Source organism: Bartonella sp. AD328YNZD (assembly GCF_042196425.1).
Genome location: NZ_JBHIQG010000362.1, coordinates 1 through 2,299 on the forward strand (window position 1 = coordinate 1; position 2,299 = coordinate 2,299).

The following is a 2,299-nucleotide window of genomic DNA, read 5'->3' on the forward strand; positions in this document are numbered from 1 at the left end:
AACTCACCTTACAAATACACTCTCCGTGCTTATGCTCCAGAAGCGACTTCGAAACAGGAGCATGTTCAGCAGAAATTTGTTAAGGGTGGTGGCAAATTTTGGAACTTCCGTTTAGAAAATCAGTATGTGAAGTCTGTGGGATCTGCTGGACTTCCTGAACAATTTGTCAGGTCTGTTGTTCCACAAGTGCCTACTTATCTTGTCTTGCCTAATAGCGTATTCCACGCTGGTTTGATGGATATCAGTAATCAAAACAAGCAGTTGGAGACATTACGGACAACTTCTAATGGAATGGTCGATGTTCGTGAGAATCCTGCTTTATACTTGCGCGGTTATGGTGGAAGTTACCGTTATACTTCAGATCTTTCTGCACTTGAATATGGTTATGCAGGTGATCTTAGTTACAATGGTGTAGAGGCAGGTGTTTTGCTGCAAACTATTGAAAATGCTGATACTGCTATGTCTTTTGGTGTTATGGGGACTTATGGAAAACTTTCTCTGCAACCTTTGGATGTTGACCAAAGTCAGAAGAGTGCATTTGATAAATGGACGGCTACAGTCTATGGGAGCATGCAGCATGATGCTGGCTTCTATGTCGATGGTCTTTTATCCTATGGTCTGTTCAAAGGTGATGTTCTTACCCTTGCACGGGGGAAGACAGCAACATTGAAAGGTAATCCTTTGAGTGTTTCCTTATCGGGTGGTCAGACAATTGCTACAGGATATAAGGATTTTGTCTTTGATCCACAGGTTCAGGTTGTTTATCAACATCTTCAGTTTAATAAGGCCCGTGATATTGACAATTTTGATATTGAAATGGGTAAACTTGATCAGTGGGTGGCCCGTGTTGGTGGACGCTTAACCAAGGCTGCTACAGGCTCTGAAGGAGTGGATGCTGTTGCTTTCTACGGTAAGCTTTATCTTGCCCATGGTTTTGGAGAAAAACAGTCTGTGCATTTCAATGATGCTTTCAAGTTAGGAGCTTTTGGTTCTTCTCTAGAGGCTGGATTAGGTTTTAATGCCAAATTGTTGCCACAGTTCTCTCTGCATGCTGATATTCTCTATCAACATAAGCTGAATAAGGCTGGTTTTTCGGGAGCAAGTTTTTCCGGAGGAGTGCGTTATCAATTTTAATATAAGGTACAGGATGTACTTTTTGGAAAAGGCAGCACAATGTGCTGCCTTTTTTCTTTATAACAACTTGTGTTGTTCTTAAAAGCTTCTCGTCTTCTTGATGTGAACAAAAAAAGACATAGTTTGTTTTACGCATGAGAGCGTTTTTCTACGCTAAAGTGAATTTTCATAAAATTTTTGCTGTTGATGGTGCAATAGAGTGACTCACTTTTATGGGCTTTTTAAGAGTGCAGAGGGTATGCCATGCGTTACATTGTATTTTTAGGTAATGTATTTATTTATATAGATAATTTAATTTATTTTGCATGTTGAATAAGAGTCTTGAATATCGTAAGATTTTCTCATTTCAAATTTCTCTATGTTGAATCAATCAAAATCATTCGTTTGCACGTTACAAACGAAATTAACATGTGGATATAAATTGTACAAGAAAAGACTAAAGGTGCTTATAATGCACTGTTTCAAAGGTTAATGGTTGTCGTAAAACCCACGAGCTGGCAAAGTATGTGATGGTGTCGGCGTGCTTCTTCATAAGCATAAAGATGGGGCGGCTCAATGATTTTATCATTATACCATTTATGGGCGTTGTCGTGAAATGGGCTTGGGAGCATTGAGAGATATCTCTTTAAAACAAGTACATGAATATGCAAAGCAATGGTTTTCTGTTTTGCGTGAGGGACGTGACTCCATTAAAGAGTGTGACAAACAAAAGCGTGAGGCAATAAATAATTTTCATTAAGGTACCATATTGATGCTTTCTAAAGCTCGTTTTTGAGAGCTTGTTTTTCACGGATTTAAATTATTTTTTCATTCATCTCTTTGTGGATTAATTTTTAAAGTTCACAAGGGCAGATTGTATTTTTAATTAATTACACGTACCGGTTTTATTTTTTCTTTACACGAAATACAGAATGCATTATACACTTATAAATTGTGTTGTGTTATTATTCTCTTATAGATGGTTTTGCGCGTAGAGCTTCTGCTAGGTTTATTGGGATAATTCATTGCACGGTTCAAATGAGCATGAGGTATGTCCTTTTGTTACGCCTTTCATATTTTGAGGGGCACAAAGGGGTGTTTTGTAAGTGCTTTTGTTTTTAATGAGAGGGGTAGGAAAGTTTCGAGGGAACTATGATTAAAGTTTTTAGAAATCATGTATGTTTAT

Annotated in this window: 1 protein-coding gene and 1 pseudogene; both read left to right on the forward strand. The window is 37.8% G+C overall.

What is annotated here, in order from left to right; all coding sequences use genetic code 11:
- The coding region (locus ACFIO3_RS11770) for an autotransporter outer membrane beta-barrel domain-containing protein (protein WP_375704508.1) at positions 1–1,134 on the forward strand (1,134 nt) is incomplete at its 5' end.
- A gap of 520 nt (positions 1,135–1,654) precedes the next feature.
- Positions 1,655–1,870: pseudogene (locus tag ACFIO3_RS11775) on the forward strand (integrase); the annotation flags it as partial.
- Positions 1,871–2,299: the final 429 nt, after the last annotated feature.